This window comes from Enterobacter cloacae complex sp. ECNIH7 (genome assembly GCF_002208095.1).
Taxonomy (GTDB): Bacteria; Pseudomonadota; Gammaproteobacteria; order Enterobacterales; family Enterobacteriaceae; genus Enterobacter; species Enterobacter cloacae_M.
The window spans coordinates 2977665-2993662 of record NZ_CP017990.1 but is presented as its reverse complement, the minus strand read 5'-3'; the positions used below and the strand labels follow the sequence as shown (position 1 = coordinate 2993662).

General features: G+C 56.3%; 13 protein-coding genes. 8 read left to right on the top strand and 5 right to left on the bottom strand.

Annotation, left to right across the window (positions count from 1 at the left end; genetic code table 11):
- Positions 1-43 precede the first annotated feature (43 nt).
- From znuA to lpxM, 3 genes are all read left to right on the top strand, one after another.
- Complete coding sequence (gene znuA, locus WM95_RS14675; RefSeq protein ID WP_045404493.1) at positions 44-988, top strand: zinc ABC transporter substrate-binding protein ZnuA; 945 nt, start codon at positions 44-46, stop codon at positions 986-988.
- Between the two features lie 15 nt (positions 989-1003).
- Positions 1004-2323, top strand: a complete 1320-nt coding sequence (gene mepM, locus WM95_RS14670) for a murein DD-endopeptidase MepM (RefSeq protein ID WP_023312231.1) — start codon at positions 1004-1006, stop codon at positions 2321-2323.
- 121 nt (positions 2324-2444) lie between these two features.
- A complete protein-coding gene (gene lpxM, locus WM95_RS14665) occupies positions 2445-3416 on the top strand; it encodes a lauroyl-Kdo(2)-lipid IV(A) myristoyltransferase (RefSeq protein ID WP_063409037.1) in 972 nt (323 codons plus the stop codon).
- A gap of 45 nt (positions 3417-3461) precedes the next feature.
- Here lpxM and pyk read toward each other — a convergent pair whose 3' ends face one another.
- Positions 3462-4904, bottom strand: coding sequence for a pyruvate kinase (gene pyk, locus WM95_RS14660; RefSeq protein ID WP_008500455.1), 1443 nt, complete (start codon positions 4902-4904; stop codon positions 3462-3464).
- 140 nt (positions 4905-5044) lie between these two features.
- Entirely contained in the window at positions 5045-5914 is an 870-nt protein-coding gene (locus WM95_RS14655) for a MurR/RpiR family transcriptional regulator (RefSeq protein WP_023312229.1), read from the bottom strand.
- Between the two features lie 356 nt (positions 5915-6270).
- Between WM95_RS14655 and zwf the strand changes: the two genes are divergently transcribed.
- From zwf to kdgA, 3 genes are all read left to right on the top strand, one after another.
- Complete coding sequence (gene zwf / locus WM95_RS14650; RefSeq protein ID WP_023312228.1) at positions 6271-7746, top strand: glucose-6-phosphate dehydrogenase; 1476 nt, start codon at positions 6271-6273, stop codon at positions 7744-7746.
- Between the two features lie 233 nt (positions 7747-7979).
- Positions 7980-9791 carry a phosphogluconate dehydratase gene (gene edd / locus WM95_RS14645; RefSeq protein WP_063409038.1) on the top strand — a complete coding sequence of 604 codons (1812 nt, stop codon included), beginning with the start codon at positions 7980-7982 and terminating at the stop codon, positions 9789-9791.
- A gap of 39 nt (positions 9792-9830) precedes the next feature.
- Entirely contained in the window at positions 9831-10472 is a 642-nt protein-coding gene (gene kdgA, locus WM95_RS14640) for a bifunctional 4-hydroxy-2-oxoglutarate aldolase/2-dehydro-3-deoxy-phosphogluconate aldolase (protein ID WP_063409039.1), read from the top strand.
- A 41-nt stretch (positions 10473-10513) separates the two neighbouring features.
- Here kdgA and purT read toward each other — a convergent pair whose 3' ends face one another.
- The gene (gene purT / locus WM95_RS14635; RefSeq protein WP_063409040.1) at positions 10514-11692 is read right to left on the bottom strand and encodes a formate-dependent phosphoribosylglycinamide formyltransferase; all 1179 of its coding nucleotides are present in this window, start codon (positions 11690-11692) and stop codon (positions 10514-10516) included.
- A gap of 170 nt (positions 11693-11862) precedes the next feature.
- On the opposite strand from purT, the gene WM95_RS14630 reads away from it, so the two are divergent.
- The gene (locus WM95_RS14630) at positions 11863-12510 is read left to right on the top strand and encodes a tellurite resistance TerB family protein (RefSeq protein WP_063409041.1); all 648 of its coding nucleotides are present in this window, start codon (positions 11863-11865) and stop codon (positions 12508-12510) included.
- An 85-nt stretch (positions 12511-12595) separates the two neighbouring features.
- On the top strand, positions 12596-14656 hold the full coding sequence (gene ptrB / locus WM95_RS14625) for an oligopeptidase B (RefSeq protein ID WP_088544823.1): 2061 nt from the start codon (positions 12596-12598) through the stop codon (positions 14654-14656).
- On the opposite strand, the gene exoX is transcribed toward ptrB, so the two are convergent.
- Together exoX and WM95_RS14615 are read right to left on the bottom strand one after the other, a co-directional pair.
- Entirely contained in the window at positions 14653-15315 is a 663-nt protein-coding gene (gene exoX, locus WM95_RS14620; RefSeq protein ID WP_010432611.1) for an exodeoxyribonuclease X, read from the bottom strand. The genes ptrB and exoX overlap by 4 nt on opposite strands.
- Positions 15316-15339: 24 nt before the next feature.
- Positions 15340-15990 (bottom strand): carbon-nitrogen hydrolase family protein, encoded by a 651-nt coding sequence (locus WM95_RS14615; protein ID WP_088544822.1) that lies wholly within the window; start codon positions 15988-15990, stop codon positions 15340-15342.
- Between the last annotated feature and the right edge of the window lie 8 nt (positions 15991-15998).

Below are 15998 nucleotides of genomic sequence, written 5' to 3'. Positions count from 1 at the left end.
TAATATCACATTACACGCATTCACTACGATGATTAGTCGCATTATGTTACATAAAAATACGCTTCTTTTCGCAGCATTATCCGCTGCCCTTTGGGGTACAACCGCACAAGATGTTAACGCTGCGGTTGTCGCTTCGCTTAAACCACTCGGTTTCATCGCGTCCGCCATTGCAGACGGGGTAACGGAAACCCAGGTTCTGCTCCCTGATGGTGCATCCGAGCATGACTATTCCCTGCGCCCGTCGGATGTAAAACGCTTACAAAACGCGGACTTAGTTGTCTGGATTGGTCCTGAAATGGAAGCGTTTATGCAAAAGTCAGCAAAACAGGTTGCTGGCGAAAAACAGGTCGCGATTGCCGAACTCTCCGGCGTGAAACCGTTGCTCATGAAAGGGGCGGATGACGACGGCGACGAACATGACCATCATGCCGCAGACGGCGAAAAAGGTGATGGAGATCACCATCACGGCGAGTACAACATGCATCTTTGGTTATCCCCAGAGATAGCGCGGCTTTCAGCGGTTGCAATCCATGACAAATTAGTGGAACTTATGCCGCAAAGTCGAGCCAAACTAGACGCCAACCTGAAGGATTTTGAGGCACAATTAGCCGCAACCGATAAGCAGGTTGGTAATGAGCTCGCACCGTTGAAAGGTAAAGGGTATTTCGTTTTTCATGACGCCTACGGCTATTACGAAAAACACTACGGTTTGACCCCACTGGGCCACTTCACCGTCAACCCTGAAATTCAGCCTGGTGCGCAGCGTTTACATGAAATCAGAACACAGTTGGTTGAGCAAAAAGCGACATGCGTTTTTGCTGAGCCACAGTTCAGGCCAGCGGTCGTAGAAGCCGTGGCCAGGGGAACATCCGTGCGCATGGGAACCCTTGACCCGCTAGGTACGAATATCCAGTTGAGCAAAGCGAGCTATTCGCAGTTCCTCAGCCAACTGGCGAACCAGTATGCGAGCTGCCTGAAAGGAGATTAACGAGGAAGTGAATACGTGCAACAGATAGCCCGCTCTGTCGCCCTGGCATTTAACAATCTGCCACGACCCCACCGCGTTATGCTGGGGTCGCTTACAGTTCTCACCTTAGCGGTCGCCGTCTGGCGGCCCTATGTTTACCACCCGAGTTCTGCCCCTATCATTAAAACCATTGAGCTTGAAAAGAGCGAAATCCGTTCTTTGCTGCCTGAAGCCAGTGAGCCTATCGACCAGGCGGCTCAGGAAGATGAAGCTATCCCGCAGGATGAACTGGACGATAAAACCGAGAACGAGGCGGGTATCCACGAATATGTTGTCTCTACCGGGGATACGCTGAGCAGCGTGCTGAACCAGTACGGCATCGACATGGGCAATATCAGCCAGCTGGCGGCTGCGGATAAAGATCTTCGCAACCTGAAAATCGGACAACAGCTCTCCTGGACTTTAACGGCGGATGGCGATCTCCAGCGTCTGACCTGGGAAATGTCCCGCCGCGAAACCCGCACCTACGATCGCACTGCAAACGGTTTCAAGATGACCAGCGAAATGCAGAAGGGTGACTGGGTTAACAGCGTTCTGAAAGGCACCGTGGGCGCGAGCTTTGTCTCCAGCGCGCGCGATGCAGGCCTGACCAGCGCTGAAATCAGCTCGGTGATCAAAGCCATGCAGTGGCAGATGGATTTCCGCAAGCTGAAGAAGGGCGATGAGTTCTCCGTCCTGATGTCCCGCGAAATGCTGGACGGCAAGCGCGAGCAAAGCCAGCTGCTGGGCGTACGTCTGCGCTCCGAGGGCAAAGATTACTACGCGATTCGTGCCGAAGACGGTAAGTTCTATGACCGTACCGGTACGGGCCTTGCAAAAGGCTTCCTGCGCTTCCCGACGGCAAAACAGTTCCGCGTCTCCTCTAACTTTAACCCGCGTCGTCTGAACCCGGTAACCGGGCGCGTCGCGCCGCACCGTGGCGTTGACTTTGCCATGCCGCAGGGCACGCCGGTACTGGCGGTTGGAGATGGTGAAGTGGTGGTGGCCAAGCGTAGCGGTGCCGCCGGATATTATGTCGCGGTACGTCATGGCCGCACTTATACGACCCGCTACATGCACCTGCGTAAGCTGCTGGTCAAACCGGGCCAGAAGGTGAAGCGTGGTGACCGTATCGCGATCTCCGGCAATACCGGACGCTCTACCGGCCCGCACCTGCACTATGAAGTGTGGATCAACCAACAGGCCGTGAACCCGCTGACGGCGAAACTGCCGCGTACCGAAGGCCTGACAGGTAAAGATCGTACTGATTATCTGGCGCAGGTGAAAGAGGTGATGCCGCAGCTGAGCTTAAACTAAGCCCTCTGTTTTTGTTAAAAAAGCCGGCGCACACTGACGCCGGCTTTTTCTTTTGTGCGTGGACGACTGCCTCGCTACACTATCTGAATAAAATTTTGCGTCATCAGACCCTGGATCCAGCATGGAAACCAAAAAAAACAATATTGAATACATTCCTGAGTTTGAAAAATCCTTCCGCCATCCGCGCAACTGGGGCGCCTGGCTTGGTGTTTACGCCTTTGCGGGGATGGCGATGCTGCCTGCCTCTGTTCGCGATCCCGTTCTGGGGAAAATTGGCCGTCTGGCCGGGCGTTTGGGCAAGAGCGCCCGCCGCCGCGCGCAGATCAACCTTTACTACTGTTTTCCTGAGAAAAGCGACGCCGAGCGCGAGGCAATCATTGATGAGATGTATACCACCGCCCCGCAGGCAATGGCGATGATGGCTGAACTGGCGCTGAAAGGGCCGGATAAAATCGTCGATCGCGTTGACTGGAAAGGGCTGGACATCATCGAGGAGATGCGCCGCAACGACGAGAAAGTCATTTTCCTTGTCCCCCACGGCTGGGGTGTTGATATTCCGGCGATGCTGATGGCGTCTCAGGGCCAGAAAATGGCGGCGATGTTCCATAACCAGGGAAATAAAATCTACGATTTTGTCTGGAATACGGTGCGCCGTCGTTTTGGCGGACGTTTGCATGCGCGTAACGATGGCATTAAGCCCTTCATTCAGTCGGTGCGTCAGGGGTACTGGGGCTATTATTTGCCGGATCAGGACCACGGCCCCGAGCACAGCGAGTTTGTCGATTTCTTTGCGACCTATAAAGCGACGCTCCCCGCGATTGGCCGCCTGATGAAAGTCTGTCGTGCCCGCGTGATCCCGCTGTTCCCGATCTATGACGGCAAAACGCATCGCCTGAGTATTGAGGTTCGTCCGCCGATGGATGATCTGCTGACCGCAGACGACCACACGATCGCGCGTCGAATGAACGAAGAGGTGGAGATACTGGTGGGGCCGCATGCCGAACAGTATACGTGGATACTGAAGCTGCTTAAAACGCGGAAACCGGGTGAAACAGAGCCCTATAAACGTAAAGAGCTTTATCCGAGGAAATAAAAAAAGCCCTCTCCATCTGGAGAGGGCTTTTTAACACAGACGTTATTACTCGACGGTCATAACGCGCGTGGTGTTGGTTGAGCCGATGGTGCTCATCACGTCGCCCTGGGTCACAATGACGATATCACCGGACACCAGATAGCCTTTGTCGCGCAGCAGGTTTACGGCATCGTGCGCCGCAGCTACGCCGTCATTGGTGCTGTCGAAGTGAACCGGCGTCACGCCGCGGTACAGCGCGGTCAGGTTCAGCGTACGTTCGTGACGGGACATGGCGAAGATCGGCAGACCAGAGCTGATACGAGAGGTCATCAGCGCGGTGCGGCCAGATTCGGTCATGGTGATGATCGCGGTAACGCCCTTCAGATGGTTTGCCGCGTACATCGCAGACATCGCTATCGCTTCTTCCACGTTGTCGAACTGCACGTCCAGACGGTGTTTAGAAACGTTAATGCTTGGGATCTTTTCAGCGCCCAGGCAGACGCGCGCCATGGCGGCCACGGTTTCTGCCGGATACTGGCCTGCAGCGGTTTCCGCAGAGAGCATCACCGCATCGGTACCGTCCAGCACGGCGTTAGCCACGTCCATAACTTCTGCACGGGTTGGCATTGGGTTGGTGATCATCGATTCCATCATCTGAGTGGCGGTGATCACCGCGCGGTTCAGCTGACGTGCGCGACGAATCAGCGCTTTCTGGATCCCTACCAGCTCAGGGTCGCCAATTTCCACGCCCAGGTCTCCACGCGCAACCATCACCACGTCGGATGCGAGGATCACATCGTCCATGGCATCCTGATCGCAAACGGCTTCCGCGCGTTCAACTTTCGCGACGATTTTAGCATCGCAGCCTGCATCACGAGCCAGGCGACGCGCATAGTTCAGATCTTCGCCGCAGCGCGGGAAGGAGACCGCCAGGTAGTCAACGCCGATCAGCGCGGCAGTGACGATGTCCGCTTTGTCTTTGTCGGTAAGCGCTTCTGCAGAGAGGCCGCCGCCCAGTTTGTTGATGCCTTTATTGTTGGAGAGCGGGCCGCCGACGGTGACTTCGGTGAACACTTTCATGCCCTGAACTTCCAGCACCTTCAGCTGTACGCGACCGTCGTCGAGCAGCAGGATATCGCCTGGCACAACGTCAGCCGGCAGGCCTTTATAGTCGATACCGACTTTCTCTTTATCGCCTTCGCCTTTGCCCAGGTTGGCATCCAGCAGGAATTTGTCGCCGATATTGAGGAAAACCTTACCCTCTTTAAAGGTCGATACGCGGATTTTTGGACCCTGCAAATCGCCGAGGATAGCAACGTGGCGGCCCAGTTTGGCTGCGATTTCACGCACTTTATCGGCACGTAACTTATGGTCTTCTGGCGTACCGTGAGAGAAGTTCATACGCACCACGTTGGCGCCGGCAGCGATAATTTTCTCAAGATTATTATCGCGATCGGTGGCCGGGCCTAAGGTGGTTACGATCTTGGTTCTGCGAAGCCTTCTGGACATGTAATACTCCGTTGACTGAAACAACTTTGGTGTTGCGTGAACATTGAATCGGCCTTCATCTGCTGCAAGGCAGCGGAGAGTGGACCGAATGCCGTAAATCGTTACATCGTAATTATTGGTTACGTCTTCGTTATCAACTATCAGGGAACATCGCTCTTTATAAGCAATTCTTTATCAAAACGCGATTCCTTCAGCGCTTCCTTGACCCGCTTCAAGTTATCCCGGAATTTTGCGCCCCGACGTAAGGTAAAACCGGTTGCCAGCACGTCAATCACGGTAAGCTGCGCCAGTCGGGAAACCATCGGCATATAAATGTCGGTGTCTTCCGGCACGTCGAGGGTGATCGCCAGCGTCGCCTCACGCGCCAGCGGCGTGCCTGCCGTGGTGAGGGCAATCACCATGGCATCGTTTTCACGGGCCAGCTGTGCCAGCTCTACCTGACTCTTGGTGCGGCCGGTGTGCGAAATCAGTACCACGACGTCATCTTCACTGCAATTCATACAGCTCATGCGTTGCAGCACAATGTCATCGGAATAAATAACCGGGACGTTAAAGCGGAAAAATTTGTTCATGGCGTCATGCGCCACGGCTGCCGACGACCCGAGACCAAAGAACGCAATCCGCTTGGCCTGGGTGAGCAAATCCACCGCGCGATTCACGGAACTCATGTCCAGAGACTGGCGCACGTGGTCAAGCGAAGCCATGGCCGATTCAAAAATTTTCGCGGTATAGGCATCAACGCTGTCGTCTTCATCCACATTACGATTAACATATGGGGTGCCGTTAGCCAGACTTTGTGCCAGATGCAGTTTAAAATCAGGAAAGCCGCGCGTTTCCAGGCTACGGCAAAAGCGATTGACCGTGGGTTCGCTAACACCCGCTTCCTGTGCCAGAGCGGCGATGCTTGAATGAATCGCCTGAGCGGGAGAGGCGAGAATGACCTCGGCCACTTTTCGCTCGGATTTGCTAAGGTGTTCCAGTTGAAACTGGATTTTTTCCAGCATGTTCATGTTAACAGGATGCTCATGGGTGTAAACGATTTCATAAATTGATGAAATCGTGATTCGATTTAGCCGATATTACCCCTGTGGCTTCCATTAAGGGTAACAATCGACAAGATAATGTTGTTGTTTTTTTTCATTACTTGATCGGTGTCGGGTTTTGCTGTGACCCTGTTGCGCAAAGAAACGACGGTTGTTGCGTCATTACGCCGTCGTAATCACCCAGATGGTGAAAAATCGCGGTATCGCACGCGACGATAAGCGCTAATGGTTTCGGGAATGACGTAAAAGCAGTACAGTGCATTGTAATAAAATTACAACGATACCTGGCAGAAGTACCAGGTGATCCAACTGAGGAGAATGACATGGCGGTAACGCAAACAGCCCAGGCATGTGACCTGGTCATTTTCGGCGCGAAAGGCGACCTTGCACGCCGAAAATTGCTGCCTTCCCTGTATCAACTGGAGAAAGCGGGCCAAATTCATCCGGATACCCGTATCCTGGGTGTCGGGCGCGCTGACTGGGACAAGGACGCTTATACCAAAGTCGTCCGCGAGGCGCTCGAAACTTTCATGAAAGAAAAAATTGATGAAAGTTTGTGGGATACCCTGAGTGGACGCCTCGATTTCTGCAACCTGGACGTCAACGACGTCAGCGCGTTTACCCGCTTAGGCGCGATGCTGGATCAGAAAAACCGTGTCACCATTAACTATTTCGCCATGCCGCCAAGCACCTTCGGCGCCATTTGCAAAGGTCTGGGCGAAGCCAAACTGAACGCCAAACCGGCGCGCGTCGTGATGGAGAAGCCGCTGGGTACGTCGCTGGCAACCTCGCGCGAAATCAACGACCAGGTGGGCGAGTTCTTTGAAGAATGCCAGGTCTACCGTATCGACCACTACCTCGGTAAAGAGACGGTTCTGAACCTGCTGGCGCTGCGTTTCGCTAACTCCCTGTTTGTGAATAACTGGGACAACCGCACTATCGACCACGTGGAAATCACCGTGGCGGAAGAGGTGGGGATTGAAGGCCGCTGGGGTTACTTTGACCAGGCCGGTCAGATGCGCGACATGATCCAGAACCACCTGCTGCAGATTCTGTGCATGATTGCCATGTCTCCTCCGTCTGACCTGACGGCTGACAGCATCCGCGACGCCAAAGTGAAAGTGCTGAAGTCGCTGCGCCGCATCGACCGCTCCAACGTGCGCGAGAAGACCGTTCGCGGCCAGTACACCGCCGGGTTTGCGCAAGGCAAAAAAGTGCCAGGCTACCTGGAAGAAGAGGGCGCGAACAAGTCCAGCAACACCGAGACGTTCGTGGCGATCCGCGTGGATATCGACGACTGGCGCTGGGCGGGTGTTCCGTTCTACCTGCGCACCGGTAAGCGTCTGCCGGCCAAATGTTCCGAAGTGGTTGTCTACTTTAAGAACCCGGAATTGAACCTGTTCAAAGAGTCCTGGCAGGAACTGCCGCAAAATAAACTGACCATTCGTCTGCAGCCGGACGAGGGCGTGGATATCCAGATCCTGAACAAAGTGCCGGGCCTGGATCATAAACACAACCTGCAGACCACCAAGCTGGATCTGAGCTATTCCGAAACTTTCAACCAGACGCACCTGGCCGATGCTTACGAGCGTCTGCTGCTGGAAACCATGCGCGGTATTCAGGCGCTGTTCGTGCGCCGCGATGAAGTGGAAGAAGCATGGAAATGGGTCGACTCCATCACCGAAGCCTGGGCTGCCGATCAGGATGCGCCAAAACCGTATCAGGCGGGCACCTGGGGACCTGTCGCGTCGGTGGCGATGATCACCCGCGATGGCCGCTCCTGGAACGAGTTTGAGTAAGATAATCCGCTAGCCCGAAAGTGTTATTTTACCGGTAACATGATCTAACACAGCTAGTGGCACAATTTTCAACTTTTAAGCTCCGTGTGGATTCACCCGCGGAGCTTTTTTTATTACACTGCCGGAAGTGATTTTGCCCCTGAGCTCCGGACAGCAAGCGTTTCAGCGTTGTTAACAACTGCCAGCGACTTTGTAAACTCCCGAGCCCGGACAGATAAATGAGAGGAGCTTTTATGAATCCGACATTGTTACGCGTAACACAGCGCATTATTGAGCGCTCGAAAGAGACCCGTTCGGCCTACCTCGCCCGGATTGAGCAGGCAAAGAGCAACACCGTCCACCGATCTCAGCTGGCCTGCGGTAACCTGGCGCACGGCTTCGCCGCCTGCCAGCCTGACGATAAAGCGTCGCTGAAAAGCATGTTGCGTAACAATATCGCCATCATTACCGCTTATAACGATATGCTCTCCGCGCACCAGCCCTATGAGGTTTACCCGGATATCATCCGTAAAGCGCTGCACAGCGTGAATGCGGTGGGCCAGGTCGCGGGTGGGGTACCCGCCATGTGCGACGGCGTAACGCAGGGTCAGGACGGTATGGAGCTCTCCCTGCTGAGCCGCGAAGTGATTGCCATGTCCGCGGCGGTGGGTCTTTCACACAACATGTTTGATGGCGCGCTCTATCTCGGCGTGTGCGACAAGATTGTCCCGGGTCTGGTGATGGCGGCGCTGTCGTTTGGGCATCTGCCTGCTATCTTCGTGCCGTCCGGTCCAATGGCAAGCGGCCTGCCGAACAAAGAAAAAGTGCGTATCCGCCAGCTGTACGCGGAAGGGAAAGCAGACCGTCAGGCGCTGCTGGAGGCGGAAGCCGCGTCCTATCATGCGCCGGGGACCTGTACGTTCTACGGTACGGCTAACACTAACCAGATGGTGGTGGAGTTTATGGGGATGCAGCTTCCGGGCTCGTCCTTTATCCAGCCGGATGCGCCGCTGCGCAAGGCGCTGACCGAGGCCGCGGCCCGTCAGGTTACGCGTCTGACCGGAAACGGCAACGAATGGATGCCGATGGGTAAAATGGTCGATGAAAAAGTCATCGTCAACGGGATTGTCGCGCTGCTGGCAACCGGGGGGTCAACCAACCACACCATGCACCTGGTGGCCATGGCGCGTGCGGCGGGCATTCTGATTAACTGGGATGACTTCTCCGAGATCTCTTCTGTAGTGCCGCTGATGGCGCGCCTGTACCCGAACGGTCCGGCGGACATCAACCACTTCCAGGCCGCTGGCGGCGTACCGCTGCTGATGCGCGAGCTGCTGAAAGGCGGACTGCTGCATGAAGACGTAAATACCGTGGCGGGCTTTGGCCTTCAGCGCTACACCCAGGAGCCGTGGCTGAACAACGGCGAGCTGGACTGGCGTGAAGGGGCGAGCGCGTCCCTTGATGCGCAGGTGATTGCCACGATCGACAAACCGTTCTCTCCTCATGGCGGCACCAAAGTGCTGAGCGGCAACCTCGGTCGTGCGGTAATGAAGACCTCTGCCGTACCGGAAGAGAACCAGGTTATCGAAGCGCCGGCGGTGGTGTTTGAAAGCCAGCACGACGTATTACCCGCCTTTGACGCCGGTCTGCTTGATAAAGACTGCGTAGTGGTGGTGCGTCACCAGGGGCCTAAAGCTAACGGGATGCCAGAATTACATAAACTTATGCCACCACTTGGTGTATTATTGGACCGCCGTTTCAAAATTGCGTTAGTAACCGATGGACGCCTCTCAGGGGCATCCGGTAAAGTGCCTTCAGCCATCCACGTGACGCCTGAAGCTTACGACGGCGGTTTACTGGCGAAAGTGCGTGACGGTGACACGATCCGCGTGAACGGTCAGACAGGTGAGTTAACCCTGCTGGTCGATGACGCCGAGCTGGCGGCACGTCAGCCCCATATTCCTGACCTGAGCGCATCGCGCGTGGGGACCGGACGCGAAATGTTCAGCGCGCTGCGTGAGAAACTCTCCGGTGCGGAGCAGGGCGCTACCTGTATTACGTTTTAAGACGACTTGATTTTAACGATCTGGCGAGAGAAAACTCTGATGAAAAACTGGAAAACAAGTGCAGAATCAATCCTGACCACTGGCCCTGTCGTGCCGGTTATCGTGGTAAACAAGCTGGAGCACGCTGTACCGATGGCGAAAGCGCTGGTTGCGGGTGGCGTTCGCGTTCTGGAAGTGACCCTGCGCACTGCCTGCGCGATGGATGCCATTCGCGCGATTGCCAAAGAAGTGCCGGACGCCATCATCGGTGCGGGTACCGTGACGAACGCAAAACAGCTGGCTGAAGTGACCGAAGCGGGCGCACAGTTTGCCATTAGCCCGGGGCTGACCGAGTCGCTGCTGAAAGCCGCGACCGAAGGCACTATTCCACTGATCCCGGGTATCAGCACCGTCTCCGAACTGATGCTGGGCATGGACTACGGTCTGAAAGAGTTTAAATTCTTCCCGGCTGAAGCGAACGGCGGCACCAAAGCGCTGCAGGCGATTGCGGGTCCATTCTCTCAGGTACGCTTCTGCCCGACGGGCGGCATCTCTCCTGCCAACTACCGTGACTACCTGGCACTGAAAAGCGTCCTGTGCATCGGTGGCTCATGGCTGGTTCCGGCGGATGCGCTGGAAGCGGGCGACTGGGATCGCATCACCAAACTGGCTCGCGAAGCGGTAGAAGGCGCGAAGCAGTAAGTCTCTCGTCGCATGAAAAACGGGCCTTTCGGCCCGTTTTTTTATCCCGTTACCTTAACGCTTGCTGCGGCCGCTTTGGCTCTCGCCACGGCGTCGTCAACGTTATCCCCGGTGGCTAACGCCACGCCAAGACGCCGGGTTCCGTCGATCTCAGGCTTGCCGAACAAACGTACCTGCAACCCGGCACCCACCGCCCCGTCGACATTATCAAACGTGACGTTCTGGCTGGTTAACTGCGGCAGGATCACCGCCGAGGCGGCCGGGCCGTACTGACGGATACCGCCGACGGGCAGGCCGAGGAAGGCGCGCACGTGCAGAGCGAACTCGGAGAGATCCTGCGAAATGAGCGTGACCATGCCGGTGTCATGCGGGCGAGGGGAAACTTCGCTGAAAATCACCTCGTCGCCGCACACAAACAGCTCCACGCCGAACAGGCCATAGCCTCCCAGCGCCAGGACGGTTTTACGGGCGATCTCCTGAGCACGTTCCAGCGCCAGGGCGCTCATCTGCTGCGGCTGCCAGGATTCGCGATAATCGCCATCCTCCTGACGGTGGCCAATCGGGTCGCAGAAATGGACGCCGTCAACGGCGCTGACGGTCAGCAGGGTGATCTCGAAATCAAACTTCACGACGCCTTCGACGATGACGCGACCGGCGCCGGCGCGGCCGCCCTGCTGGGCGTACTCCCACGCCTTTTCCAGCGTGCTGCTGTCGCGAATAAAGCTCTGTCCTTTACCGGAGGAGCTCATCACCGGCTTAACGATGCACGGGTAACCAATCTCCTCAACGGCCTGCAGGAATGCCGCCTTATCGCCAGCAAAACGATAGCTCGACGTGGGCAATCCCAGCTCTTCTGCCGCCAGGCGACGAATGCCTTCGCGGTTCATGGTCAGCTTTGCGGCTTTCGCGCAGGGCACCACGCGCTGGCCTTCCTGCTCAAGCGCGATCAGCGTATCGGTGGCAATGGCCTCAATTTCCGGCACGACAAAATCGGGTTTTTCGCGCGTAATCAGCTCACGAAGGGCATCGCCATCCAGCATGTTAATCACATAAGAACGATGGGCGACGTGCATGGCGGGTGCGTCGGCGTAACGGTCTACGGCAATGACTTCCACACCTAAACGCTGGCACTCAATGGCGACCTCTTTTCCCAGCTCGCCCGATCCCAACAGCATCACTCGCGTCGCCGCAGGTCGCAGCGCAGTTCCTAAACGAATCATAACAATCCCCCTGAAAAAGTTGCGCGCAGTATAAACGAAAACGTTTGCGTCTGTCTTGCGCAGGGATAAACGCGAGGGCAGAAATTTGCGCTTCTTTAGCCCGACCAGACATTTCCTGACGCCCGCTCGCTTACGCTGTGGAACATGTTCACCGTTAAGTGAGGGAAACCATGTCTGGCTGGTTAAATCAAGTGCAATCCCTGTTAGGGCAGAAAACATCGTCTGGCGAACGGGACTTCAGCAAACTGCTGGTACCCGGGGCGCTCGGCGGGCTGGCAGGCCTGCTGGTCGCGAATAAATCCTCACGCAAGCTGCTGGCAAAGTATGGTACAGGCGCGCTGCTGGCCGGCGGCGGCGCCATCGCGGGCACCGTGCTGTGGAATAAATACAAGGACAGGGTACGGACCGCGCACAGCGATGAACCGCATTACGGCGAGCACACCTCGCCGCTGGATCTGCGTACCGAACGGCTCATTCTTGCGCTAGTCTTTGCCGCGAAAAGCGACGGGCATATTGACGATAAGGAACGATCGGCGATCGAGCAGCAGCTGCGCGAGGCCGGTGTTGAAGAGAAGGGAAGAGTGCTGGTGGCGCAGGCGATAGAACAGCCGCTCGAGCCGCAGCGTCTTGCGCAAAGTGTGAAAAATGAGGAAGAGGCGCTGGAGCTTTATTTCCTCAGCTGCGCCGCCATCGATATCGATCATTTTATGGAGCGAAGCTACCTTAACGCTCTGGGCGATGCGTTAAAGATCCCTCAGGACGTGCGCGAGGGTATTGAGCGGGATATCCGGGAGCAAAAACAGGCGTTACAGGGATAGCCGTTGCCGTCGCGACGCTGTTTCGCTTGCATCATGCGTGGGTTTTGCCAACCTTATAGGGTGTAAAACTTAAAAGAATGATGACATGCCACCGAAAGCCCGACGTACTCCTTATGCGATCACCACGCATGGCGATACGCGTATAGACAACTATTACTGGCTGCGGGACGATTCTCGCTCCCGACCAGAGGTACTCGACTACCTGCACGAGGAAAACGACTATGGCCGCAAGGTCATGTCCAGCCAGCAGACGCTTCAGGACCAGCTGCTGAATGAAATGGTGCAGCGTATTCCCCAGCGCGATATCTCCGCGCCCTGGACCAAAAACGGCTATCGCTATCGCCATATTTACGAGCCCGGCAATGAGTATCCCATCTACCAGCGTCAGTCGGTGTTAAGCGCCGAATGGGATGAGTGGGATATTCTGCTCGATGCCAACCAGCGGGCCGCCCATAGCGAGTTTTATACCCTGGGCGGCATGTCCATTTCCCCTGACAACGCGGTGATGGCGCTGGCGGAGGATTATCTCTCCCGCCGCCAGTACGGCCTGCGGTTTCGCAATCTGGAGACCGGCAACTGGTATCCGGAAATGCTGGAAAACGTCTCCCCGGATTTTGTCTGGGCGAATGATTCCGAGACGGTCTACTACGTCAAAAAGCACGCGTCGACGCTGCTGCCTTACCAGGTGTGGCGACATACCGTGGGAACAGACTCCGCTGACGACGAGCTGGTTTATGAAGAGAAAGACGAAACGTTCTATGTCAGCCTGCATAAAACCTCCTCACGCCACTATGTGATTATCTTCCTTGCCAGCGCGACGACGTCGGAAGTTCTGCTGCTGGATGCCGAACTGCCGGACGCCCAGCCGCTCTGTTTCCTGCCGCGCCGCAAGGATCACGAGTACAGCCTGGATCACTTCCAGCACAGCTTTTATCTGCGCTCCAATCGCGAGGGCAAAAACTTTGGTCTCTATAGAACCAAAGTGCGCGATGAGCGCAAGTGGGAAGTGCTTATCCCCGCGCGGGATCAGGTGATGCTGGAAGGGTTCACCCTGTTTACCGACTGGCTGGTGGTGGAAGAGCGTCAGCGCGGGCTGACCAGTATCCGGCAAATCAACCGTAAAACCCGGGAAGTGGTGGGGATTGCGTTTGATGACCCGGCCTACGTGACGTGGATTGGGTTCAATCCTGAACCCGAATCGTCGCGGTTGCGCTACGGCTACTCCTCCATGACCACGCCGGACACCCTGTTTGAGCTGGATATGGATACCGGGCAGCGCCAGGTGATTAAACAGACCGAGGTAAAAGGTTTTGAGTCCGAAAACTACCGCAGCGAGCACCTGTGGGTTACCGCCCGCGATAGCGTTGAGGTCCCGGTCTCGCTGGTCTATCACAAAGGCCATTTCCAGAAAGGCAAAAACCCGATCCTGGTGTACGGCTACGGCTCGTATGGCTCAAGCATGGATGCCGATTTCAGCAGCAGCCGGTTAAGCCTGCTCGATCGCGGCTTTGTTTTCGCCATCGCCCATATTCGCGGCGGCGGTGAGCTGGGCCAGAACTGGTATGAAGACGGGAAATTCCTGAAAAAGAAAAACACCTTCAATGACTACCTCGACGTCTGTGATGCGCTGATTGAGCAGGGCTACGGCGCTCCGCAGCTCTGCTTTGGCATGGGGGGCAGCGCGGGCGGCATGCTGATGGGGGCGGCGATCAACCAGCGTCCCGACCGCTTTAAGGGGATTGTCGCGCAGGTACCGTTTGTCGATGTGGTCACGACCATGCTCGATGAATCCATTCCTCTTACCACCGGGGAGTTTGAGGAGTGGGGGAATCCGCAGGATGAGATGTACTACCGCTATATGAAAGAGTACAGCCCGTACGATAACGTTGAGGCGAAAGCCTACCCGCATATGCTGGTCACCACCGGTTTGCATGATTCTCAGGTGCAATACTGGGAGCCGGCAAAATGGGTGGCAAAACTGCGGGAGCTGAAAACCGATGACAATCTGCTGCTGCTGTGTACCGATATGGATTCCGGACACGGAGGGAAATCGGGGCGATTTAAATCGTACGAAGGCGTTGCCCTGGAATATGCCTTTTTAATAGGCCTGGCGCAGGAAACGCTGCCAGGCCGTGCGGAGCGTTAAGCGTCGCCCAGATAATGTTTTAGCGTTAAGCGCAGTTCCGGGCTCATTCTGTCGAGGTTGTTATACAGCCAGCGCAAATAGCCCGGGTCTTTATCCGCCACCTCGGACACCGGCTTCCCGCGATATTTACCAAAGGTAAACGTGGTCAGCAGCGCGGGACGTCCGGTGATCGTCGCCATGTCATCCGGCGTCCAGCCAGAGATATTCATAATATCAATCAGCAGCGCGGCGGTGATATAGCAGTCATACAGGGCGCGGTGATGGTGAAGCCCCTCAGGGGTACGAACGCTGAGCTTGCGTGACTTGTACAGCGCCATATTGCTGTATTTAATCCCCGGCCACAGACGACGCGCCAGCTTCATGGTGCAAATCCATTCCCCCGGCATTTCAGGCAACACCCGGCGGTCAAAGCTGGCGTTATGCGCGACGTACCACGGGCTACCGTAGTAGTGAGGGATGATCTCTTCGATCCACGGCTTATCCGCCACCATCGATTCGGTAATGCGATGGATAGCCATTGCCTGAGGGCTGATGGGGCGATCGGGACGCACCAGATGGCTCATGGGGTTGACGATTTTACCATCAACCACGTCGACAGAGGCCACTTCCACTATTCCGCCCTGAAGATCGCAAGTTTCGGTATCGATGACGCGCAGCATTGAAAACTCCTGAGCTTAAAACGCCTAGCCTAAAGGAATGATATCGGCTTGCCAACCCTCTCTGCCGAGCGTGCCGGTCACCAGAAGCTCGCCCTTATCCGCGCGCACGACCAGCTGGCCTTTTTCATCCCACAGCGCGCTGCCGCCGCAGGCGTTCGCCATCAGCACCGCAATGGCATATTTATGCGCGAAGCGCTGCAGGTTACTGATGGACTGCCGCCAGCGATTATCCCCCACCGACTGGCAGCTGGTAACAAGCGTTGCCCGGGGATCGAGATTGGGCGAATCGGGATGTGCATCAAGGATGCTAAGGTGTCTATCCCCCGGCACCAGGCTCGCTCCGCGCCCTTGCGGATAGCGCAAAATGCGATGGCGAGCGGGCGAAAACAGCACAAGGCCTTTCTGGCGCTGGCCATTCTGTTCCAGGGGGAGCCCGGCAATAACGGTAATCTGGTGTAGATGTGCCGCGTTGAGCAGCGGCTCCAGCTGCGCGTCATCGGGCGGGGGAGGTAACGTCGGCGCGCCAGAGCCCGTTAATGAGAGTTCAGGGAAAACCAGCAGTTCGCACCGCTGCCGCGCTGCTTCGGCGATGAAGCGCAGGTGGTGCGTAACATGGTCATCTACGGTCTGATGCAGCCCGCCATACTGGGCTGCCGCTATATTCCAATGTGACATCGTGACTT

Excerpts from the sequence above, each read along its gene's own strand:
- znuA (WP_045404493.1), top strand. The coding sequence starts at position 44 with ATGTTACATAAAAATACGCTTCTTTTCGCAGCATTATCCGCTGCCCTT.
- lpxM (WP_063409037.1), top strand. The coding sequence starts at position 2,445 with ATGGAAACCAAAAAAAACAATATTGAATACATTCCTGAGTTTGAAAAA.
- pyk (WP_008500455.1), bottom strand. The coding sequence starts at position 4,904 with ATGTCCAGAAGGCTTCGCAGAACCAAGATCGTAACCACCTTAGGCCCG.
- WM95_RS14655 (WP_023312229.1), bottom strand. The coding sequence starts at position 5,914 with ATGAACATGCTGGAAAAAATCCAGTTTCAACTGGAACACCTTAGCAAA.
- zwf (WP_023312228.1), top strand. The coding sequence starts at position 6,271 with ATGGCGGTAACGCAAACAGCCCAGGCATGTGACCTGGTCATTTTCGGC.
- edd (WP_063409038.1), top strand. The coding sequence starts at position 7,980 with ATGAATCCGACATTGTTACGCGTAACACAGCGCATTATTGAGCGCTCG.
- kdgA (WP_063409039.1), top strand. The coding sequence starts at position 9,831 with ATGAAAAACTGGAAAACAAGTGCAGAATCAATCCTGACCACTGGCCCT.
- purT (WP_063409040.1), bottom strand. The coding sequence starts at position 11,692 with ATGATTCGTTTAGGAACTGCGCTGCGACCTGCGGCGACGCGAGTGATG.
- WM95_RS14630 (WP_063409041.1), top strand. The coding sequence starts at position 11,863 with ATGTCTGGCTGGTTAAATCAAGTGCAATCCCTGTTAGGGCAGAAAACA.
- ptrB (WP_088544823.1), top strand. The coding sequence starts at position 12,596 with ATGCCACCGAAAGCCCGACGTACTCCTTATGCGATCACCACGCATGGC.
- exoX (WP_010432611.1), bottom strand. The coding sequence starts at position 15,315 with ATGCTGCGCGTCATCGATACCGAAACTTGCGATCTTCAGGGCGGAATA.
- WM95_RS14615 (WP_088544822.1), bottom strand. The coding sequence starts at position 15,990 with ATGTCACATTGGAATATAGCGGCAGCCCAGTATGGCGGGCTGCATCAG.